This is a genomic window from Hallella colorans, from assembly GCF_003096815.1.
Classification (GTDB): Bacteria; Bacteroidota; Bacteroidia; order Bacteroidales; family Bacteroidaceae; genus Prevotella; species Prevotella colorans.
Map to the genome: position 1 here is coordinate 34664 of NZ_QENY01000020.1, position 21257 is coordinate 55920.

General features: G+C 41.3%; 17 protein-coding genes and 3 pseudogenes. 9 read left to right on the forward strand and 11 right to left on the reverse strand.

The window, feature by feature from the left end:
- A complete protein-coding gene (locus tag C7379_RS09885; protein ID WP_116617178.1) occupies positions 1–870 on the forward strand; it encodes a hypothetical protein in 870 nt (289 codons plus the stop codon).
- A gap of 112 nt (positions 871–982) precedes the next feature.
- Here C7379_RS09885 and C7379_RS09890 read toward each other — a convergent pair.
- Positions 983–1240, reverse strand: a pseudogene (locus C7379_RS09890) (transposase); the annotation flags it as partial.
- A gap of 13 nt (positions 1241–1253) precedes the next feature.
- Between C7379_RS09890 and C7379_RS09895 the strand changes: the two are divergent.
- Positions 1254–1922: pseudogene (locus tag C7379_RS09895) on the forward strand (PfkB family carbohydrate kinase); the annotation flags it as partial.
- A gap of 102 nt (positions 1923–2024) precedes the next feature.
- On the opposite strand, the gene C7379_RS09900 reads toward C7379_RS09895, so the two are convergent.
- From C7379_RS09900 to C7379_RS09915, 4 genes are read right to left on the reverse strand one after another with little or no spacing between them, the layout of a single operon-like run.
- Positions 2025–3116, reverse strand: coding sequence for a sulfatase-like hydrolase/transferase (locus tag C7379_RS09900; protein WP_116617179.1), 1092 nt, complete (start codon positions 3114–3116; stop codon positions 2025–2027).
- 60 nt (positions 3117–3176) lie between these two features.
- Positions 3177–4658: a SusD/RagB family nutrient-binding outer membrane lipoprotein gene (locus C7379_RS09905; RefSeq protein ID WP_116617180.1), complete on the reverse strand. Its 1482-nt coding sequence runs from the start codon at positions 4656–4658 to the stop codon at positions 3177–3179.
- Positions 4659–4679: 21 nt separating this feature from the next.
- Entirely contained in the window at positions 4680–7820 is a 3141-nt protein-coding gene (locus C7379_RS09910) for a SusC/RagA family TonB-linked outer membrane protein (protein ID WP_116617187.1), read from the reverse strand.
- 36 nt (positions 7821–7856) lie between these two features.
- Entirely contained in the window at positions 7857–8369 is a 513-nt protein-coding gene (locus C7379_RS09915; RefSeq protein ID WP_116617181.1) for a hypothetical protein, read from the reverse strand.
- Between the two features lie 496 nt (positions 8370–8865).
- Here C7379_RS09915 and C7379_RS09920 point away from each other — a divergent pair, with 496 nt between their 5' ends.
- The 6 genes from C7379_RS09920 (at position 8866) to C7379_RS09945 (ending at position 15718) form a co-directional block, all read left to right on the forward strand.
- On the forward strand, positions 8866–9495 hold the full coding sequence (locus C7379_RS09920) for a winged helix-turn-helix domain-containing protein (RefSeq protein ID WP_243406773.1): 630 nt from the start codon (positions 8866–8868) through the stop codon (positions 9493–9495).
- 106 nt (positions 9496–9601) lie between these two features.
- The gene (locus C7379_RS09925) at positions 9602–11665 is read left to right on the forward strand and encodes a TonB-dependent receptor (protein WP_116617183.1); all 2064 of its coding nucleotides are present in this window, start codon (positions 9602–9604) and stop codon (positions 11663–11665) included.
- 404 nt (positions 11666–12069) lie between these two features.
- Entirely contained in the window at positions 12070–13299 is a 1230-nt protein-coding gene (locus tag C7379_RS09930; RefSeq protein ID WP_102698334.1) for a site-specific integrase, read from the forward strand.
- 28 nt (positions 13300–13327) lie between these two features.
- Positions 13328–14644: a site-specific integrase gene (locus C7379_RS09935; RefSeq protein WP_165815060.1), complete on the forward strand. Its 1317-nt coding sequence runs from the start codon at positions 13328–13330 to the stop codon at positions 14642–14644.
- On the forward strand, positions 14641–15066 hold the full coding sequence (locus tag C7379_RS09940) for a hypothetical protein (protein ID WP_102698332.1): 426 nt from the start codon (positions 14641–14643) through the stop codon (positions 15064–15066). The genes C7379_RS09935 and C7379_RS09940 overlap by 4 nt, the downstream gene beginning before the upstream one ends.
- A 235-nt stretch (positions 15067–15301) precedes the next feature.
- Positions 15302–15718 carry a hypothetical protein gene (locus C7379_RS09945; protein WP_116617184.1) on the forward strand — a complete coding sequence of 139 codons (417 nt, stop codon included), beginning with the start codon at positions 15302–15304 and terminating at the stop codon, positions 15716–15718.
- Positions 15719–15973: 255 nt separating this feature from the next.
- Here the strand turns inward: C7379_RS09945 and C7379_RS09950 are convergent, their stop codons facing one another.
- The 5 genes from C7379_RS09950 to C7379_RS09970 form a co-directional block, all read right to left on the reverse strand.
- Positions 15974–16609, reverse strand: coding sequence for a CPBP family intramembrane glutamic endopeptidase (locus C7379_RS09950; protein ID WP_165815059.1), 636 nt, complete (start codon positions 16607–16609; stop codon positions 15974–15976).
- Between the two features lie 149 nt (positions 16610–16758).
- Positions 16759–16938 (reverse strand): hypothetical protein, encoded by a 180-nt coding sequence (locus C7379_RS09955; protein ID WP_102697337.1) that lies wholly within the window; start codon positions 16936–16938, stop codon positions 16759–16761.
- Positions 16939–16985: 47 nt separating this feature from the next.
- Positions 16986–17312 carry an HTH domain-containing protein gene (locus C7379_RS09960; protein ID WP_102697338.1) on the reverse strand — a complete coding sequence of 109 codons (327 nt, stop codon included), beginning with the start codon at positions 17310–17312 and terminating at the stop codon, positions 16986–16988.
- A 1-nt stretch (position 17313) separates the two neighbouring features.
- A complete protein-coding gene (locus C7379_RS09965) occupies positions 17314–19482 on the reverse strand; it encodes a peptidase domain-containing ABC transporter (protein WP_102697339.1) in 2169 nt (722 codons plus the stop codon).
- Between the two features lie 9 nt (positions 19483–19491).
- Positions 19492–20679: an HlyD family secretion protein gene (locus tag C7379_RS09970; protein ID WP_102697340.1), complete on the reverse strand. Its 1188-nt coding sequence runs from the start codon at positions 20677–20679 to the stop codon at positions 19492–19494.
- Between C7379_RS09970 and C7379_RS12990 the strand changes: the two are divergent.
- A pseudogene (locus C7379_RS12990) lies at positions 20678–20917 on the forward strand (hypothetical protein); the annotation flags it as partial. The gene C7379_RS09970 and the pseudogene C7379_RS12990 overlap by 2 nt on opposite strands.
- A 187-nt stretch (positions 20918–21104) precedes the next feature.
- Here the strand turns inward: C7379_RS12990 and C7379_RS09980 are convergent.
- On the reverse strand, positions 21105–21257 hold a 153-nt coding region (locus C7379_RS09980; protein ID WP_133241891.1), incomplete at its 5' end, for a helix-turn-helix domain-containing protein.

The window sequence follows — 21257 nt, forward strand, 5'->3', positions numbered from 1 at the left end:
ATGGAAACAGAGCTATATAAAACGCGTGGTTTGGCCAAATGTGTCAAAGCTGCGTACGAACTTTTCTGTGGCAACCTGAAAACCATCATTCGCCTCACGTGGATGCCGGCTCTGCTGTTGGGCATCTGCGCAGCAGCCGGCCAACTACTCGCGTCAAGCGAACTGTTTGCGAATATGGTTGGAGGACATACCCAAAAATTATTGACAATCGCGCCTATCGGCATAATCTTGGCCATAGCCATCTTAACTGGCGTCACATGGCTGGGGGCGAGAATGGCAACGCTACTAAACGACGCGACATTCAAGACCAACCTTGCTCGCATGGCAAAACTCGTGGGCCTGATAACAGTGATAGTTATAGCCCTCGCCATAACGCTATTGGCCATTGGCTCCATGCCACTCATTGCACCCGACACCATCGTGACGCCACAAAAAGTCTGGTTAGCGATGGCACTACCTACGCTCGTGGCGATGGTGGCATGCGTCGTCTTGCTTCCCATCGCTTACACCATGATGAAGTATTGCATAGAGACGGGAACAAAATTAGGAGCTATTTTTGGCAAGCCTTATCGTCAAGGATGGCGATATTGGGCGTTTTTGTTCACGCTATCGCTATTAGTGTCTATCATTATGGGCATCATCGCCGCGGTCATAAAAATGCCAATAGTCATCACGGCGATGGCAGACGCCATTAGCTTGCAAGGACAGGCGATGGGCGATGAGAGTGGGCTACCCACTTATTTCAGCGCGATAGTTGTCTTGGCCAACATCATTGGCGTGTTCATGTGGTGCTACGTCGCGACATGGGGGCTATTGGCCTTTTACTACGCCTATGGCTCCATCGAGGCTAAATTAAAACTAAAAAACTGAGTTCGGGATAAACTCACCTTGTGTTCTGTTTTTGAAGTAAGGGTATAAGTCCTTTATCCCTGTCAATTGGCAGGGATGGCTTTCTTGCCCATACAATTCAGTTTCGGTTATCTCAAAATATGGTCAGCTGGCCGCCTTTGTCTTCAATGCAAAAGTCTATATTTATAGATGGCTTCTTGTTGAGGAAACTATAGGCTGCGAGTACGTTCATTGCGAAGTTGAGTACGCTACGGTGTCTGGAATGTACCAGTTGAGCGACGTTCTTGAGTTCGTCATTGATGGTTTCTATGACCGACCTCTTCCTCAGTAGGATTTTGTCATACAAGGGCAGGAGCTTGTTTTTCATGTTGCATCCCAGAACGGTAACCAATTATACTATGTACTATCCTACGGGAACGGTAGGGGTGGAACCCGATGCTGATGGTGTGCCCACCTATGAAATCCGGACCGGTGCGGCATGGGACTATATTTCTTTCACGCCTGATGTGGAAGCGACTACCCACAGCTGCAGTGCCGTTTGTTTCGGCTCATTGGCCCAGCGCAGTGAGCAGTCGAGAGCGACCATTGGAAAATTTCTCGATGCCAATCCGGACGACTGACTGAAGATTTTTGACATCTACCTGCATGGCAACTTCTACACCAGAGAGGTTGTCCAAGAGTCGCTTAAGCGATGCAACATCTTGAAAATTAACGATGAAGAACTTGTTGTCATCGATCGTCTTTTTGACTATCCGGGTCTCGACATTGAGAACAAGTGCTGGCTGATTCTCGGCAAATACAACCTCGACATGATCGTGCTGGCCTGCGGAACGAATGGCAGCTACGTGTTTGCAAAGAGCTTGAAGAACTTTCAGGAAACGCCCAAGGTGGAGGTTGCCGACACCGTAGGAGTCAGCGACTCGTTTAGCGGCGCTTTCACGGCCGCCATCCTGTCGGGCAAGCCCATCAGGGAGGCCCACGAACTGGCAGTGAAAGTGAGTGCTTACGTATGCACACAAAAGGGTGCCATGCCTCGACTTCCTGAGAAATTCACGTCAAAGATCAAAGGATAGACAAGACCGGAAACCAATCGAGTAAGAGGTTGACATCTATGATTAGTGCTTGCCTCCTACTCGATTATGTCCTTGTGAGTTTCAGTGGACAGCAATCATTTTTTATCGTTTGTTTTGATGGGAGAAGCGTAAGTCAAATTTTTCCCCAATTCCAGGATAATTAGGTTGAAACTTAATGCCTAACAAGTAGGCAATTGTTGGAGCTATCTGATTATTATAATAGTTGCCTATATAAATTCCTTGTGCGGGAATTCCCTTTCCAAAGGCCATGAGCCATGTTTGGTCGGAATTCTCGACACTCTTGCCATGATGAAGCCACCCTTTCTTGTCCTTGTCTCCGCGGCCGTGATCGCATGTCACAATTACAGTTGTCTGATCTTTATAAAACGGGTCGCTTTGCAAAAGGTTCCAAAGTTCCTGCAAATATGCATCTGTACTGCGAGCTGCATCAAGGTACAACTGGTATCTGCCGGCATGTGCCCACTCATCAGTATCACCATATCCAATAAAAACAAACTTGGGATGTTGTGTGCGCAAGGCTTCCATAGCATATTCGTGGGTAAGGAAGTCAAAGCGTTCTTCACCCCAATAGCGTGGACAAAGTTCGGTAAGTTTGTCTAAATACTTTTCTCGCAATGTAGGTTTTTCCGTCATGGCATGCCGGTAGTTGGCATTTATCTTCAACCCACTGCGCTCCTCATTAAATATTTCGATAAAACGTCCCCAACTTCCAAAGCATAATACAGCGTCCTTGTATTGAGGTGACTGCTGTGCCACCTCGAATACGGTAGGATGTGGATTAGGTAAAGGAGCATTGCTGTTGATGTTTTCGTCGTCGGCGAATCCACACAGCAATTCGTGATAACCAGGATAAGAAAACCACATCTGGTTGGTTACGTTCATCTTACTTCCCTCCCGTCTGTTGCCTATCATCACACCATGGTTATATATAAAACTCCATGTAAAGGGCATCAGTGCCTGCCGGCGCTCTTCTGGTGTTGAACGCCAATACATCTCTTTCATCCTATTTACATCACCAAATTCTTTTTGGTTGATGAGTAAAGAGTCGGCTCCGCCAAATAATTCTTGCCAACGGTAGCCATCAACAGTTACCAAAATCACTTTCTGTTCGGCTTTCAGCATCATTGGTGATGTTATCAGCGTGATGAGCAGAGTCAATAAAATCCTTTTCATATCGATATTTTTCCTCGTGATAATTATGAAATTACCACTCTATTTATTTTTTTTAATTATTTACTTAATCCACCAAGGCTTTGAGGTAATCTTATCATTATTCTCTCCAAACTGCCTTGTAACAGCCTCTTTTACATTCTCGGTATTATACTTGCTCTCTGTATCTGGATACATCCATCGGTAAGGTATTGGGGTATTGTTGAGATGTGCAAACTTGGGGTACCCTGTACGCAGATGCTCAAAAAACGGATCCCAATTGCCTTGAAAGAAACTAACGCAATATTTTTGGAAGATAATGCGCTCTATTTTTTGCTCTGCCGATAACGCCTCGTCCCATTTTACCGCATCGTGTTGCAAATACTTCTCGGCATCTTGGGGAGTAACATACTGAGCATACTCACGTGCGTAAGTATGATACCATGCAAAAGATGCCTTAATGCCTTCTTCATAATGCCGCTTCGCATCACCGGCAATCCAACCTCTGACAACAGCTTCTGCCAAAATCTGCTGCAATTCGGCATAGCCTAACAGCATAGTCGGCTCGCCTGTGGGATGTATACGATAGCGAGCATTGATTTGTGAAATCTGCCCAGCTCCTACCAAGTTCTTGTTTTCACCATACGGCACGGTGGGGTTGCCACCCGCATAAGCTGTAAAATCAGAGACTGCTTTACCAGCATTCGAAGCTTCGTTGGTGGGCAACGCAAAGAGAAACAACCGTGGATCCTTACATGCGGTCATTCGGTCAACAAACGTCTTATCCATATAAAATCCTGACCACTGCGCGTTAAATTGCGGATAGCGATTGCCCTCCTGGTCGATATATTGTAGCTGCCCATTTTCCGAATTGTCAGAAATCAGAGGTAAGGAAGCCACTTGTCTAAACTCGCTTTGCACCTGATGCTTGCCCACCGTTTGCTTATTCGACAGGGTGAGCAATACCTTCAGCCGGAATGAGTTTGCCAATTTCTGCCACATGCTGGCAGCTCCTCCGTAAATAATGTCGCCTTGTATCTGCTCCCCTTTTGCCGCAGCCTTAGCCAACTCCTCGTTTGCCAATGCCAGTTCATCCAACACGCCAGCGAACACCATTTCCTGCGTGTCATATTTAGGGGTAAACAGGGCTTTTTGCTCGCCCTGTAAAGCTTCCGAATAAGGTATATCACCAAACTGCAGCGTTAAGTTATAAAAATAATATGCTCTAAAGAAGTGGTACAACCCGTTGTATGCTGTGCTGCCAACCCGATCGGCCTCTTCTTTCAGTTTGACAACCTGAAGCAATTCGTTGTTATAAAATGAGAAGTCGCCCCGGTTCCATTCATAAAACTGCTCGGTGTTATGTCCATCGGTTTGTACCACCATTTTATATGCATACATACCACCTGTTCCCCGCCAGAAAGCTTTTTCACAAATATTTGGCAAAATAAGCTTGGGCGAAACTGCTGCCGGGTCGTTAGGATTGTCGTTAAGGTCGCCGAAGTCACTGCACGAACAGGCTAACGTTCCTACCAATGCAAGGGAGATTAAAATTTTTGTCTTCATATTGATGTACTATTCTGTCATTTAAAATTTTATGTTGAAACCTAATCCTACATATCGTGCCGTGGGGTCTGTTGCTCCGTTGTCATGGCTGCCATCCCCGCTCACGTCGGGATCTACATAGGGTGCCTTTGCCCAAAGCACAGGATTATTACAGAAAAACGTAGCTGTTAACCCTTTTATAGCACTTGTTGATGCCAGGAAGCGATGAAAGTCATACGACAAGCTAATATGCCTTATCTTGAGATAAGTACGGCTAAAGGTATTGGCAAATAGCTTATCCATGCCATCAGTAACGATGGCTCTGTAAGGATAGTTTTGGCACCACGATTGCCAGTCTACAGCTTTGTCAAAGGTTTCATACTTGCGGGTATCAGACACTACATTGCCATGAACATCATACGAAACCTCACCCGAGACCACTCTTACTGCATTGGGCACATACACAGGCTTGCCCGTAGCATATTCCTCGTCACGATATTGTACAGACTTAGGATGTTTGCCGCCCCACCATATCTTAGGACTCAGGTTAGAGAACATTAAGCCTCCTATGGCGGCATTGAGATCTATGCCGATGGTAAAATCGTTGATGTGTATCGTGTTTTGCATACCCAGTCGCCAATCGGGCTCAGCATGTCCTATCTTGCGCTGATAGGGGTCACGCAAAGGCTGCCCGTTTGCATCCACGATGACACGGCCGTCAGAATTTCGCTGCCATACTCTGGCATAGTAATCGTCAGCCCGGTCATTATTACGAAGATTGCCAAAGTATTGCTCACCTCCATATATCTCTGTAAGGCGCCGCACTCTATGGCTGGCGTTGAAATTAAAGTTCCATTTTATATTCTTATTTTGAACAGCTTTCACGCCTAATATCATTTCCAAGCCATTGGTAGTATATGTGTTTCCATTAATCTTACGCGAATTGAAACCAGAGGCTTGAGAGATAAGCATGTCCAGTATCTGATTGGTATCAACCGATCGATAGTAGCTCAGGTCGAGTGACACCCGCTTTAAGAACGAGGTAGAAAGCCCCACTTCAAATTGTGCCGTCTTTTGTGGCTTAATATCGGCATTGACCAGATTTGACGGGTAGTTCACCACCGTGTTGCTCCCCCATGATGACTCTTTTCTGTATACTTGTTGTATTTGGTAGGGATCAAGGTCGCTCGAGACAGTAGCCCACGAGGTAAGGAACTTGAGGTAGTCTACATATTTAGGCATCTTTACATAGTCAGATACTACCGTACTAAGGGCTACCGACGGATAGAAATACGAATTGTTGCCTTTTGCAATGGTAGAAGACCAGTCGTTACGCCCCGTCAAGGTAAGATAAGCATATTTGGAAAGGTCAAGGTTTACAGCACCATACACACTTCTAATTTGCTTTTCGTTACGTGTACCCCAATACGGCATCTCTGGGTCGTAGGTTAAGATTGAGCCGGTGGAGTTTTTCAGCGAATAGATATTGGGTACGTTCAGACCGTCGGTCGACGCATAATCATTGCGATAAGTGCGATAAAAGATAGAGCTACCCGCATTTAAAGTAAGGTTAATATCGTTGAGGAACGATTTGGTATAAGTTACCAGCACATCAGCATCGATGTTATCCTGACTAATATTCCATACCTTATAGGCTCCCTCTCGCGAGTCGCCATAGTTAAGATACGACTTGGGAATCTTGTTCTCCTCAAGGTTACGATTGGAACGTAGCGACATGCGCCCCATAACGTTAAGCTGTGGCAGCACCTGATAATTTAGTCTTAGTTGTGCCGTCGTAACATTCCTGCGTTGTGCGTGTCGGGCCTGCATCAAGGCAAAGTAGGGGTTGTTGTACCAAGCATAGTTGTAATTGGCTTGCTTGTAACCTTCCATTCCCGGCACCCATTGATGTTTTTTAAGCTCTCGAATATCGATGTCATCGCCCATCCACTCGACAATGGAGTACATAAAATTGGAAGGGTGATAACCGTAATCCGGATAATTGGGCGAAATAACTGCATTATAGTTGAGCATGGCATCCACCATAAGTTTATTCGAAATCTGATAGCTCGTATTGAGGTTAAACCCTGCTGTATGCAGCGAGGTTGCCGGAGCTTGCCCTTTTTGGTAGGCATACTGCCCAAGCAGGTACACCTTCGCTTTCTTGCCCATGTACGAAAGTGACAGGGTGTTGTTGGTAATAAAGCCAGTTTCCAAGAACTCACGAAGGTTGTCATACGAATTCAGCGGCATTGGCACTCGCTCGTAACGGCCTTGATCATCGTATTGAGTGCCCTTAACGCTACCCCACCAGGGAGTTTCCTCACCAGTTACCTTATCACGAATAGGACTATTCCACTGGGGTGCCATGTTGCCCACGCCCAGCTTGGGGCCCCATTGCATGTCATCATCCGACTTGCCGCCGCCCTCACCATCCCAGAAGGCATATTGGCCATTCGAGCCACTACCATATAAGTGTTGTGTTTCGGGATAAGCCACAAAACCGGCACTGACCATATTCTTGGTAGAGAAATTAATTTCTATACCCTCGGTGATGGCTTGCTTGGTGGTAATCATGATAGCGCCGTTTTTTCCACGAGCCCCATATAGCGCCGAGGCTGCCGTACCTTTCAGTACGTTGATGCTGGCAATGTTCTCGCTCGATACATCAAACATGTCCGACTCGATAGGCACACCATCTAAAACAATGAGCGGCGTGTGGCCACGAAGTGAGAAAGAGGGTGTCTCAAACAGGCTGGAAGGCACCGAAACCGTAAGGCCGGCAACTTGCCCTTGTAGCGAGGAACCCACGTTGACATTGCCTTGGGCTGTTAATTCTTTGCTTGTAACTTGTTGGGTAGTATACCCCAGCTTCTTTTTCTCCTGTCTGATACCGATGGCTGTAACTACAACCTCATCAATATCCTGAGTCTCAGTTTTTAAAAACACATCAAGGGGAGAACTCGTAACCTGAACGGTTTTAGTGATATCACCTAAATACGAGAACTCCAATTTGTCGTTTTTATTGGCTTGTATAGTATAATGACCCTCTAAATCGGTAACAACTGCACGCTTGGTACCTTTCACCCGCACGGTTGCTCCCGCAATAGGCCCCATTTTGTCTGTTACCTGGCCTGTAACTTTCAACGATTGCGCTAACAAGTTGATGCTTAGCAGCAACATACAAGATAATAAGAATATCTTTTTCATCAGAATATGTTATTTCAATGTTACTTGTGAGAAAAGACTCATGAGCTTCTGGTAATCTTTCTTATTCTCGTGCAGTGCCTTCTCAAAAGACTTGCTATCCTCTGAATAAAAAGCCGAGATAGCAACATTAAGCACTTGGTTGAGTTGGGTTGTTGCGTCTTCTGTCGAAATCTTATGTGTCTTCATTTCTTCCTCAAGGCCTTTAGAAACTCTTTTCACGGCATTGAAAAGCTCGCTTTTCCGGGTGACAATACGAGTGGTAGGGTCGCCGGGCACAACTGGTATGCGCTTAAAGCAAAGTTCTTGCAGCTGATTGTACAAAAACTCGGTCTTCTTGTCAAACACCGAATGGCTTTCAACTGCTTGTAACTGAAGCTCAGTGGGTTTGGCTACGCTGTACATAAACTGCCATGTACTCACACCATGGTTGCTATTTATGTTTTCCGCACCAATCATATTTCCTGCCCATGGCAACTGCATTTGAAACATTAAAATAAACGTTACTAAACTAAACTTCTTCATCTTTTTACCTATTTTAATTATTTGTTGCAAAATTACACAGCAAGGGTTAAGAAGTTGTTTCAACCATTATACATTGTTACTTCTACTCAATTACAAAAATATTACAGGTGAAAATGTTTGGAATAATATAAAAATTAACTCTGCGCAAGGGCTAAAGGAAAGATAAACTTGCTGCTCCTCAAAAAGCTTACACGGAAAAAACTAAAAAAAGCGGGCAGATTGAAGTGGCCTATGCCCAACTCCGTCCGATGTCAAATGTTCTTTACCATAAGTTGGGCATCTTGTATCACAATTACCAGAGGGATGTGGGCTTTTTCTACGCTAACCACGCAACAAAATCACAATAAATGAGTATCTTTGCCCAACAGATAACTATTTAAAGCAATAGCTTATGAAATCTTATCACGCACTCATTGTCTTTCTACTACTAGCGTTATCAGCATCCATAACAAGTGTTCATAGTTACAAAGTGGCTAAAAACATCATCATTACGGATATGAACCAAGCGTTAGAGCAGACCCTCGCCCACAAAACAGTGGCATGGATTACGCCCGATACCATCCAAAACTATAAGCAAAACTTAAAGATAGAGGCACTGAAAAACGAGTCGTTTATCACTTATGCGCAAACAGCTACACCACAAACACTATGCAGTAAACCGATGATATGGAAAGATCAAACCGCCAAACCGATAGCTTTCCAATCGTATGCCACCTGCTCTTTCGCCACCATTTGGAAAATTTCTGATCAACGATCATCGGCTTTTTTCTGTTTGCTCCTTATGCTGTGGACAACAGCCTATGCCTTTTGGCACAGAAAGCAAAAAAACACCCAACCCATTATCGGCACACTTGTCTATGCTAAAGACAAACAATGCTTCATAGGAATACACCATGAAACAATCCGTTTCACACCAATGCAAACCGAATTGATGCAACTTTTCCTTTCTACACCCGACCTCAAGCTATCTAAACAAACTATATGCGACCATTTGTGGCATAAAAAGCCCGATGCTAGCGACACGCTTTACACACTTGTTCGCCGACTCCGTCTTATCCTTCAAGAGCATGCAAAATGTACCATTTCATCGGACAATAAAGGGTATTACGAACTAAAACAGCTCTAACATACATAGGCTGATAATGGAATGTCAGACCATTGTCAGCCTCTTTTTTTGCCCTTTCATTTCTGACGATCTATCTTTGCTACACAAAACCATAAACATTGCAAAGATGAAAAATATTTTATTCCTAATCACTTATCTCGTAATGACTATTCATGCCACTGCCCAAGAGACAAAAAAGCAGGTGGCTGATAGCACAAAAACCGTCGTTCTTAACGAAGTAACTGTAGCCGCAACTAAAACCATTGATAAACCAGACGGCACACTTTACATTCCTTCTATAGCACAAACGGAGGCTTCCAAAAATGGATATGGCTTGCTTGCAAAACTTCATCTACCACAGATACGCATCGACGAAGCCTTACATACCATCACCGCACTCAACCATAAGGGCTATATTCAGATACGTATCAATGGTATTATCTCATCGGAAGCAGAACTACTAAGTATGAATCCTCAACTTGTAAAGAGTGTCCATTTTATAGACAATCCCGGTGTACGCTATGGAGAAGATGTAGGCTATGTGATAGACATTAAGACCATGAAGACTGCTATGGGTGGAAGTGTGGGTATTCATCTGTCCAATTCTCTCACAGCAATTAATGGTAAGAACGCTGTATATGCTAAGACAAACTATAAAAACTCTGAATTTAGCCTTAACTATACTTTCGGCTACCGCCACTTTAAGCATATCAAAGAGAACGAAATAGCTTCTTTCCTTTTCGATGATAATACTATCCACACTATCGAACACCATACAACGGAGGACAGGACGAAGTTTGCTAACAATAGTATCGAGCTAAAATACAACCTTGCCGACTCGGCTTCTTACGTTTTTCAAGCCACACTTTCTGCCGATTTCCAGCATCGTCCAAACAATTATCAGCAGTATGACATCGTGGAAGATGGGAGTTTTATCAATGGTTTTAGCAACATTACAACCAAGAGTTTATCGCCGAGCTTAGATCTATATTTCTTCCATAAACTCAGCAAGCAGCAGAGTATCACTGCTAATGTGGTGGGAACAAAGATACAAACTAATAGTAGGAACGAACTAAACGAGGGTGAACCCTACCTATATAATGTGAAAGGTAACACCTATTCGCTTTTCTCTGAACTCATATACGAAAACCAACTAAAGCCCTTTACACTATCTGTTGGGCTGAATAATAGTCTCAAGTATTTCAACAACGAATATACGCACGATGTACTTTCCATAAACAAAATGCACCATACACGCACCTATTTCTTTACTGAAATAAAAAAACAATGGGATAAGTGGGGATATTCTTTGGGTATGGGGTTAGCCAATGTGTATTACACGCAGGGTGCATCGACTTATAATTATTGGTTGCCCCGCCCTAAGCTTTCGCTGAATTATCACTTCAATAAGCAATGGTCGGTGCGCTATAGTTTTGAAATGTCCGATCACGTTTCCCAAATAGCGATGATCAGCGATACCAAAGTGAGAACAAGCAAAATGGAATGGAACGTAGGAAATCCTAATATTCGCCCATCACGCCGTATAGAACAGTTTCTTACTTTGTCGTATAACAGCCCTCGCATGATGAACAACCTTGTACTAAATGCCCGCCTCAATCATCGTCCTAACATGGGTAAATATGTACGCACAGCCGATAATCAATTCTTATATATACAAGATAACCAGCGTTATATCCATCTGTTTTATGCAAACAACAATACTACCTTGCGCTTCATTCCTGATGTGCTGGAAGCGAGTATTGCTGTAGGTGTATATCGTTTTATAAACAAAGGCGATGACTATACCCACAATCTCACGGCTTTTAACGGACAAATTGGTATAGATGCTTACCTCGGGAAATGGACAATTTCTGCCTATGTAGACAATGGTTGGTCGTTTATAGAGGGCGAAAGAAAGGCTGACAATCTCTTGGCTGCATATATAGGAGCTAGCTATCAAGTAGGAAATTGTATGTTTTCACTCTATATCCAAAATCCATTTATGCACAACCCCACGCTTTCACAATACCATTTGCTCAACCAATATGTGAAGAAAGATCATAGCATTAGTGGCAAGGAGTTTGGTAATCTCATCAACTTTAGTTTTTCGTGGAATATGGATTTTGGACGAAAAGGTAAGGAAACTATCCAAAGACAAACGCATAAAGACACAGATACAGGCATTATGTAACGGCTCAACTCTTGAATGGCATAATAATAGATAACCTTTAAAGAGCTAATATAAAATCTTTTAAAGAGTAAAACATAACCTTTAACGCATTTAAAGGTTATGTTTTTGCTTCGTAACTAATCAAGGAAAATGAAGAAATATCGAAAGATATGCAAACTAATTGGTAATGAGGTAGAAACGAGGCAATTTGCATAAAACTGCTCTATTTGTAAAGGGTAGAAATATGCAGATATAGGCAAAAGTTCAGTTACTAAATCATTACCAAGATTTGAAGTAGGTAACTAAATGCAGATGTAGGTAACTGAAATTGTTTCTCTCGTGTGTTTGTTGCTTTGGTCGGCAGTTTTCTGCATAAGTGAGGAACGCTTTAATTCGGGTAACTTTGCCCATAAAAATTAAAGCGTATGAAAACAGAAAAGATGAAGGTATTGCTCTACCTCAAAAAGAGCGGAAAGGATAAGCAGGGTAAAGCTCCCATTATGGGACGTATCACACTTGGAAGGAGTATAGCACAGTTTAGTTGCAAGCTATCTTGCGATATAGTTTTGTGGAGTCCTCGTGAGAGTAGAATGAGGGGCAAGAGCCGTGAGGCGGTGGAAGTGAACGGAAAGCTGGATAGTTTAGTACTTTCCATTCAGTCCGCTTATCAAACATTGTTGTCCAAAGGACAGGCATTTACTGCCACGGACATCAAGGAGCAGTTTCAAGGGAGCGTACAATCTCGGTGTATGCTTATAGAACGCCTTGATAGGCTTATCAGGGAGAAAGAAGAACACGTTGGAATAGATATTAAGAAAGATACGCTATCTAATTATCACTCTACACGAAGCAATCTTCGCACATTCATCGAAGAGAAATATAAGGTAGAGGATTTAGCTTTCTCACAACTATCTGAAAACTTTATTTATGATTTTAGAGATTTTTTCTTGGGGACATTAGGTTTTCAAGAGAGTAGTTTCTATGGTGCAGCTTCCCAAATAAAGACCGTATGTAGGTTGGCATACCGTGAGGGATTGGCTGACACCTTGTTGTTTGCTAATGCAAAAATAGCAAGAGGAGATAAGAAACTACCCAAAGCTCTTGACAGGTGTTCGCTTGACAAACTAATGAACATACAGTTTGGAGAGTTGGAGGAAGAAATGGAAACCGCAAGGGACTTGTTTGTCTTTGCCTGCCATACGGGTGCAGCCTATTGCGATTTGATGGAGTTAAGCAGGTTGCAACTTGTCCGTGATGACGAGGGAAGTCTTTGGCTGAAGTTCAACAGGCAGAAGACTGGAGTACTTTGCCGTATCAAGTTGTTGCCCGAAGCCATCAGGATAATAGAGAAGTACAAGAGCGATGAAAGGGAAAGCCTATTGCCACAGATGAAATATGCCACCTATCAATCGTATCTTAAAGCATTGCGCCTAAGAGCCAGCATAGCCTTTCCCTTTACCACGCATACAGCAAGGCATACCTTTGCCACACTCATTACCCTTGAACAAGGAGTACCGATAGAAACGGTAAGCAAGATGTTGGGGCATAGCAATGTGAGTATGACCGAGCGATATGCAAAGGTTACGCCACAGAAACTATTTGTGGAGTTTGAGCGTTTCCTTTCTTTCACAGAGGATATGCAGATGAGTATTTAGCAATAGGCATATTAAAACTAAAATCATGATGAGAAGTACATTCAAAACACTGTTTTATATCAACAGACAAAAGACTAAAGCAAACGGTCTGACCTCTATACTCTGCCGTATCACGATAGATGGCAAGAACTCTGTCATTACTACAAACGAAGAATGTAAGCCTGCGGAGTGGAACTCAAAACAAGGAATAACAACGGACAAGAAAATCAATCTTCGACTGCAATCATTCAGACAACTGGTAGAGAAGACTTATCGGGAACTGCTCCTAAAAGACAGAGTAGTAAGCGCTGAACTGCTTAAAAACAGATTGCAAGGGATAGCGACCTATTTCTCTACCTTATTAGGACTTGGTAGAGCAGAACTGCAAATGGTAAAGGAAGGTGTGGGCAAGTCAAAGGCAGAAGGTACATATACTAACCTTTGCTATGCAAATAGAATGCTGTGCGAGTTTATAAAGGACTTAGAGAGTAAGGATATAGAAATCCAAAGCGTAACAGAGGAATTGTTTGAGGAATACCGCTTCTTTCTTAAAAAGAAAGGATTGAAAGGCTCTACCATCAACAATTATCTTTGTTGGCTGAGCCGTTTAATGTTCCGTGCGGTAAGCCAGCGCATCATTCGTTATAATCCATTTGAGCATGCAGAATATGAAAAGGTGGAAAAGGCAATTCGTTTTCTTAGCAAGAGTGATGTAGCAAACCTGATGGCAATGAAGATGTGTGATAGCGATGCCGAACTTGCAAGGCGGATGTTCGTCTTCTCTTGCTTTACAGGTTTAGCTATTGCAGATATGGAACATTTGATGTTTGGGCATATCAAGAGTGCCGCGGACGGACAGATGTATATAAGAAAAGAGCGTCAGAAAACAAAAGTAGAATTTATAGTGCCGTTACATCCCATAGCCAAGACGATTATCGAGCAACAAAGGCAGCTACAAGCGGTGAAAGAAGAAGGCAATAATACGCATATGGATAATCGTCTTATCTTTCAACCCTGTTGCAGCAGAAGTGTGTTAGCAGCGAAGTTAAGCATCGTAGGCAAGGCTTGTGGTATCCAGCAACGTCTGTCCTATCACATGGGAAGACATACATTCGGCACGATGTGTCTAAGTGCAGGTATTCCCATTGAGAGCATCGCCAAGATGATGGGACACGCATCAATTGCAAGTACACAGATTTATGCGCAGGTAACGGACTGCAAGATTTCCGAGGACATGGACAGACTCATCGCCAAACATCAGGAGAAAAACAAAGAAAACGATACAATGGAAACGGAAACTATTGCCATAGGGGCAATGACGATTGTCAACGCAAGCAGAAACGAAAGTATGGAGGAAACGGCATGAATACAGAAGACAGATTGCTGACAGGGACAGATTCTCGACAGAGCATAGCACGCAGCTATTTTGAATGGGGAAACGGTATGCAGGTTGTCCGCAGGGGTACAGGCGATGTAGCCATGACCGAGGGCGAGCTTGCGAGGTTCTTTGGTGTTACATGGAAGAAAGTCAGTGGCAGACTTCGGGCGATAACCGAAGATTCCATCCTGTCTCCAGATGAAAGGAATGCAGGTGAAAGGAAGATTGTCACAGATAAGGAGGTAAGGGGCTACGCACTGCTTTACCCACTACCGACAATCATCGCCCTTTCCTTTCAACTTGACTGCGTAGAAGCCCACTTGTTCAGAAGGCATGTGTGCAGTGAGTTGATGCGTCCAAGGAACTCTGTCATTCCTATCATCATATATGACAGGGGTGTCAATAGCTGAATATGTACCAATCCTTTTTCTTTCACTGTTGTCTTACTACATCACTACAATACAAGGTAACAAGGTGAAAGAGAAGGGATTACGTTGTAGTTGGTAGATGACTATATGTGCAACTACGGTATGACTACATACTACCAATCCATGAACGGAAAGGATATGTTTTTTAGCCGTGGAATGCGGTCAGAGAGGCTTGTGAACCTTCGGATATTATAACCTGTAAAATGGAGGAAACGGCATGAATACGAGCCATAAACCAAGAACAATGACCAGCACGGACAATCATCGTAGTTGTTTTGATTGGGGCAGTAATATGCAAGTCATTCGCAAAGGAAACGGAGAAATAGCCATGACAAAGAGCGAACTTGTGAGATTCTTCGGTGTGACGTGGAGAAAACTCAATTATAGGCTTCAGACGATTATGAAATCTTCCAACCTGCATCCCGATGAAAGAGGTGCAGGTGAAGAACCTGTTTTCATCAACGGACAACTTAAAGGTTATGCACCGCTCTATCCTCTTTCAATTATCATTGCCCTGTCCTTTCTGTTAAGCAGCACCGAAGCGTATTTGTTCAGAAAGTACATCAGTAGAAAATTGCAGACAGAGGCTGCCATTGTAACGCCAATCTTCCTGTTGGGCAATACTAAGAACTGATGAATATATTTCCTTTTTCTTTCACCGATTATATCTTACTACATTACTACAATAGGAGTTAAATCGGTGAAAGAGAAAGAATTACGTTGTAGTTGGTAGTTGCTTATGCGCGTTACTACGAAATGACTACATACTTCCAAAATGTGAAGGGAAAGAATACCTTTTCCTTTAGCCGTGGAATGAAATCAGAGAGGATGTAGAACTTTCGGACATCACAAAATAACGATTTCTAATTGGTAAACAGCGTATAGAACATTAAATCAGCCCAAGAGCAAATATAAATGCTATAAAATTATTGGTTATATGTGTAATGATGCAATATCTGACATCATGAGTTTTTATATAAATTATACATAGAGGGATGGCTATAATTAATGTATCAATTCTGACGATATCGCCTCCTATATGTAAACAGAAAAAAAGTATGGAACCTACAAAGATTACGCACATTTTGGAAAAACCGCCTCTTTCCATCATGTCAATAAACCATTTTCGAAATATAAGTTCCTCCATCACTGGACCTAACAAAACAAAACTTGCAAAATGTATTAATACACTGCTAATCCCAAGGGATAACGTTTTGTGTATGTAAGAGCCAGTTGATAAGTAATAGATAATAATTGTTAACAACTGCCAAATAAACGCTAAAACAACAGACACAACAAGAGGTTTGAGAAACAGTCTATTCCCCTTAAAATTCCATATATGTAGTTTTTCTTTTGTGCTGTAAACAGATAGGACAAGTAACAGAACTGCACTGACAAGAAACGAAAAACCATCGTAAGCAAGAGTGGAATCTATTTTAGAATTTTCATTCAGAACGAAATGATAGAAATAGGGAATAGAAAGAGATATAAGTAAAACTGCACAAAGAGCGATAAACTTCAGCATCTTCAGGATGCAAGTTTTTTTGCTATATTTAATTTCCATTGCTAATGATAATAGTTGTAATCTTTTTGAAATTGTTGATAGTATATTTGATAGATAAAAGCGTCTTAACCCCTTTCACATAGATTGAGGCTAAGACGCTTTACTGTCATTTAACCAAAGATCTCAATAAGAAGATGTCCAATGCCCTCAACAATTGAACCACCGCCACCTTGCCGTGTACAGGCGTCAGACCATCTCTTGTGCTTTGACTCTTTTGATTCTCCACCGTTTACAGTTCTCATTTCTGCTACATTCATCTCTTTCATGTAGCTGCTGTTTAAATTTTTCATTTTTGAATTTTTAGGTTTATAAAATAAAAACAGTCCGTTCGGAAAGTTTACTTTTGCAAAAATAAAATGTTTCCATGCACAAACAGTGCATCGAACGAAAAACTTCCAGCGGAAATATACTTTTTTTCATTTTCATCCAAATATTCCACTTCTAAATGGAGTTTTAATTCAAAGTGATTAGAATAATAAAAGGTGTATTTAGAGCGACTATAATCAATCCTTGCTCCAAGCATTCGCAAGTCATCCAGCACATTATATAAATGTCGCTTGCTAATACGGAGTTTCTCTGCAAGTTCTTGAGGTGTACCTGTGTTTTTATTTTTTATTAGTCTATGTAACTTATTCAATCTATAAATTTCATTTCTCAGTTCCATGCTATTCTATAACGTTAAATTGTTCCTTCCATAATTTACTATACACTCCTTTTTGGATTATTAGATTATTATGTGTCCCATATTCCGCAACAAGTCCTTTGTCTATAACCACAATCATATCTGCATCTTTCACGGTACTTAGACGATGAGCGATGACAATGATTGTTTTACCTTGTGTAGCCAAATCGGTAAGTATCTGTTTGACATACCGTTCGGAAATAGAATCCAGTGAAGATGTGGCTTCGTCGAATATTAAAATTTCAGGCTGTTTATACAAGGCACGGGCTATAGATATACGTTGCCGTTCTCCACCTGACAACGTAGTTCCCTGTTCACTGATGATAGTGTCCAACCCTTGTGGCATGCCATCGACAAAATCTTTTAACCCCAGTTTCTCTATTATGTCAAACACCCTGCGCATATCAGGTTGTAAATCTCCAAGACATATGTTTGAAAGTAATGTACCTGCAAATAATTCTACTTTTTGTGGTACAGTACTAATTACTCTGCGTAAACTTTCATTACTTATCATGGATATATCATATTTCCCTATATTGATATTTCCACTCTGTATAGGATATATGTGTTGCAGCAGAGAGATAAGCGTGGTTTTACCAGATCCACTTTCCCCAACAATGGCAGTAGTACGCCCTTTGGGAATTGTGAGGTTGAGGGATTCAAAAACCTGCTTGCGGGAGCCATAACTGAATGAGACTTTTTCAAATGCAATATCACCAATAATTTCTGGGGTAAGAGTAATTCTTTGTTCCATGTTAGATTCTTCAACTTCTAAATCGAGAATCTGAAACAAACGGTCAGCAGCTATCATTGCATCTTGTATTATTTGGTTAGATGTAATTAGAGAGCCAATGGGGGAAAGTACGTAACCTATCAGAGAATAGAAAATCATAAGATTTCCTGGTGTGAGGGACTGTTCTAATACTAATCGGCTTCCCACCCATAATATAACAACAGTAACAGCTGACGAAATTAAATCTATGCCACTACTTGCAAATATAGCACCTCGGGAACTAATGTATGTATTGCGTATAAGTCGTACAAAACGTGATTCTGTTTTAAGGTTAGCATGATCTTCGATACCAAATCGCTTTATAGTCGTAATGGCATTGAGCGATTCTACAAGCTGAGACTCCAAATCAGCTCCTGTCTCCATTATGTAGCGTTGATATTTCTTGTTAAGGCGGTTGAAAAGTAAAAACACTATAAGAAATAAAGGTGCAGAAACCAATGTCACCAGCGCCAATTGCCACGAATAGGCAAACATTACGCTCACCGCAAAAACAAGTATCAGTATATTTACAGTTAAATCTACTGAGACATTGTTGATAAACGTACGGATTTTTACGGCATCATTCACACGTGAAATAATCTCACCCACTCGCATGGTGTCAAAGAAAAGCTGAGGCAAGTTCAATATATGCTTGTAGTAGCCAAGAATAAGTGTAGCATCTATCATCTGACTGGTTTTTAATGCCAAAATACTCTTTGTTGAAGAAATGAAAATCCTAACAATAATTATTATTAGCATAAGCACTCCCATGAGATTAAGTAAATTAGTATTTTGATCTACCAATACATAGTCAACAATCTTACCCACATATATAGATGTGCTTAACCCAAGTATGCTACAAACGATAGCTCCAAACAACACTTCTACCATAATTCGCTTATGTGGACTTACCAACTGTAAAAAACGGTGTGGTATGCTGGTTTTCATATTACCTTGAATAAAACATTCCTTAGGTTCTAATAATATAAGAACTCCTGTCCATTCCTTTTGGAATTTGTCCCAAGCAACACGGTGTAACTCTCCATCACTTGGATCCATGTATTCTATATATTTGCTACTCACCTTGTAAATAACAACAAAGTGATGGAGAATCTCTTTCACAACAATATGCGCAATAGCGGGCAAAGGTATTATCTTCAAAGCCTCAGATTGTGCTCGCACACCTTTAGCTTCTAATCCTAATTTCTTAGCAGCCTCTATCATACCCAAAACATTTGTTCCCTTTTTGTCAGTAAACGCATACTGTCGTATTCGTGCAATAGGAAATTTCAATCCATAATAGGCACATACGGAAGCCAATGATGCTGCTCCACAATCGGTAATGTCCTGCTGTTTTATTTTTATTACTTTGTTATTCATTGAAAGTTATTAGTTATGCAAATTGATTGGTGTTGTGGCTTGGTGCTGTGTAGGGTTAACCCATTCATCAAGATTCTTATAAAGCAAATCCAAAAGAGAACTATGCGAAACGACAAAATGAGCTACGCATACCATTCCTTTTTTTATAAATCCTTTTCTCCCTTGACTTCGCAATTCAAGGTAATTTTTTGTCAACTTACATCTTACCTTATAAAAGGTATTGCCGTCTTTGTCCCTCATACAATCAGAAGATATCCTTTTTACATAGCCATCTATCGTTCCCCATTCGTTATAGTTGAATGATTCAATCTGAACTTTTACACGCATTCCTTCCGCTATGAAGGCAATATCTCGTGGTGTTACATACACTTCTACATGGAGCGTTGTATCAGGACTAACTATGGCAATTGTTGTTCCTGTTTGGAGGTAGCTTCCAGAATAAATACCAGAAAACTGTTCCAATGTACCATTGATAGGACTTTTCACAACGTGTAGGTTTCTATTACTATTTGTTTCAATAAGGTCAGAAGACATTTCTGATAGTTGCATTTTTAGGTTAGCAAGGTCTGTTTTCCATGTGCTTTTTTGGTTGGCTTTTTGCAAAGCAAGCTCGTTTTGTCTATTTAAATATTGGTAATAGTGTTCATTGTATTCGCTTTCACTAATCAATCCTTTATCAAAAAGCGTCTTTTGACGTTTCCATTCTATTTCATATTGGTGTAAATCAGTTTGTAGACGATGAACTTCAGATAAATATTTTCTATATTCTTGTTGTCTGGCAGTAGATAAGAACACACTTGGACTTAAACCTTTAGACAACAAGTTTAGGTCAGAAATCTGAGTTTGTAAATCGAGCGAACGATCTTGCTGATATTTGATTCTTCCATCAGAAGAATTTGTCCTGAATTTCAGAATTTCATCTCCTTTGTTCAGCATATCACCCTCTTTTACATAAACCTTCTCCACAATCTCTGTCATGGGTGCAGTTATTATGCTTACCTCACTGTTGGGTCTTACTATGCCATTACTTTGTACCGTAATATCTACATATATAAAAGGTAAGGAGATTATAATCAGTGCCACAACTGCTAATACTATTATGTAAATGGCACTATTCTTTGGACGTTGCGAATAGATGTATGTATCTATGCTGTCAGTTATCCAATCTGTCGATAAAAGTTTAGAGTTTTGTTCCATAAATGGGAAATATCAAGAAAAGTCACATAAAAATGAGGCTTCAAAATATAGAAGTCCTTTTGATGCAATGGTGGCAAAATATACGCTAAATCCTACTGGAAAAAAAGAGTATCATCGTGATTCCACGATGTCAATGGCAGATGTCATACTAATAATGATTCTTTTTCACGACTCTGGTTATCGCTGCTTTAAACATTTCTATCATCTTTGTCATTTGTTTCCTGAGGTTGTCTCTTTTTTTTTGTGTGCAAAATAAATAATAATAAAAGTCTTACACAATACCTATTTATAATGATTTTTAATTGAACTTTTATGCTATTTTACTAATATTTATATCAATTATTCACATCAATCTACTATTCTCTGTATTTCCATTTTTTACTTGTATCAAGTGTTAATGCCAATTATAACTATTGAAGGCGGTTTTATTCGCATTCCTTATAATTATTATCCAACATTTTCTCCAAGTCCGACATCTTATAGAGTATTTTCCCTGCGAATTGCGTGTAGGGGATAACTTTCCTGTCCCGATAGTCCTGCAAGGTACGAGGGCTGATATACAGCCGTTCGCATACTTC

Excerpts from the sequence above, each read along its gene's own strand:
- C7379_RS09885 (WP_116617178.1), top strand. The coding sequence starts at position 1 with ATGGAAACAGAGCTATATAAAACGCGTGGTTTGGCCAAATGTGTCAAA.
- C7379_RS09900 (WP_116617179.1), bottom strand. The coding sequence starts at position 3,116 with ATGAAAAGGATTTTATTGACTCTGCTCATCACGCTGATAACATCACCA.
- C7379_RS09905 (WP_116617180.1), bottom strand. The coding sequence starts at position 4,658 with ATGAAGACAAAAATTTTAATCTCCCTTGCATTGGTAGGAACGTTAGCC.
- C7379_RS09910 (WP_116617187.1), bottom strand. The coding sequence starts at position 7,820 with ATGTTGCTGCTAAGCATCAACTTGTTAGCGCAATCGTTGAAAGTTACA.
- C7379_RS09915 (WP_116617181.1), bottom strand. The coding sequence starts at position 8,369 with ATGAAGAAGTTTAGTTTAGTAACGTTTATTTTAATGTTTCAAATGCAG.
- C7379_RS09920 (WP_243406773.1), top strand. The coding sequence starts at position 8,866 with ATGAACCAAGCGTTAGAGCAGACCCTCGCCCACAAAACAGTGGCATGG.
- C7379_RS09925 (WP_116617183.1), top strand. The coding sequence starts at position 9,602 with ATGAAAAATATTTTATTCCTAATCACTTATCTCGTAATGACTATTCAT.
- C7379_RS09930 (WP_102698334.1), top strand. The coding sequence starts at position 12,070 with ATGAAAACAGAAAAGATGAAGGTATTGCTCTACCTCAAAAAGAGCGGA.
- C7379_RS09935 (WP_165815060.1), top strand. The coding sequence starts at position 13,328 with ATGAGAAGTACATTCAAAACACTGTTTTATATCAACAGACAAAAGACT.
- C7379_RS09940 (WP_102698332.1), top strand. The coding sequence starts at position 14,641 with ATGAATACAGAAGACAGATTGCTGACAGGGACAGATTCTCGACAGAGC.
- C7379_RS09945 (WP_116617184.1), top strand. The coding sequence starts at position 15,302 with ATGAATACGAGCCATAAACCAAGAACAATGACCAGCACGGACAATCAT.
- C7379_RS09950 (WP_165815059.1), bottom strand. The coding sequence starts at position 16,609 with ATGCTGAAGTTTATCGCTCTTTGTGCAGTTTTACTTATATCTCTTTCT.
- C7379_RS09955 (WP_102697337.1), bottom strand. The coding sequence starts at position 16,938 with ATGAAAAATTTAAACAGCAGCTACATGAAAGAGATGAATGTAGCAGAA.
- C7379_RS09960 (WP_102697338.1), bottom strand. The coding sequence starts at position 17,312 with ATGGAACTGAGAAATGAAATTTATAGATTGAATAAGTTACATAGACTA.
- C7379_RS09965 (WP_102697339.1), bottom strand. The coding sequence starts at position 19,482 with ATGAATAACAAAGTAATAAAAATAAAACAGCAGGACATTACCGATTGT.
- C7379_RS09970 (WP_102697340.1), bottom strand. The coding sequence starts at position 20,679 with ATGGAACAAAACTCTAAACTTTTATCGACAGATTGGATAACTGACAGC.